At 66.0% G+C, this 468-nt stretch carries 1 protein-coding gene; it reads left to right on the forward strand.

Going from position 1 to position 468, the window contains the following annotated elements; all coding sequences use genetic code 11:
* Nucleotides 1–468, forward strand: a 468-nt coding sequence (locus SCD90_RS16545; protein ID WP_319845816.1) for a thiamine pyrophosphate-dependent enzyme, incomplete at both ends; no start/stop codon positions are given.

Consider the following 468-nt stretch of genomic DNA (forward strand, 5'->3'; position numbering starts at 1 on the left):
GCCGCGCAAGCGCCTCGATGTCGGCACCTGGGGCGTGATGGGCGTGGGCATGGGCTCGGCGATCGCCGCGTCGGTGGAGACCGGCCTGCCGGTTCTGGCGGTCGAGGGTGACTCGGCCTTCGGCTTCTCCGGCATGGAGGTGGAGACGATCTGCCGCTACAACCTGCCGATCTGCATCGTGATCTTCAACAACAACGGCATCTATCGCGGCGTCGACACCGACCCGACGGGCCGCGATCCCGGCACGACGGTGTTCGTGAAGGAAGCGCGCTACGACAAGATGATGGAAGCCTTCGGCGGCGTGGGCGCCCACGTCACCACCCCCGACGAGCTGAAGCGCGCCGTGGACGAGGCCATGAACTCCGGCAAGCCCACCCTCATTAACGCCGTCATCGACCCCGAGGCCGGCACCGAGAGCGGAAACATCGGAAACCTCAACCCGACCTCAACCGTCAGCAAGAAAAAGGC

Source organism: Terrihabitans rhizophilus (assembly GCF_033898525.1).
In the GTDB taxonomy this organism is placed as follows: Bacteria; Pseudomonadota; Alphaproteobacteria; order Rhizobiales; family Methylopilaceae; genus Flaviflagellibacter; species Flaviflagellibacter rhizophilus.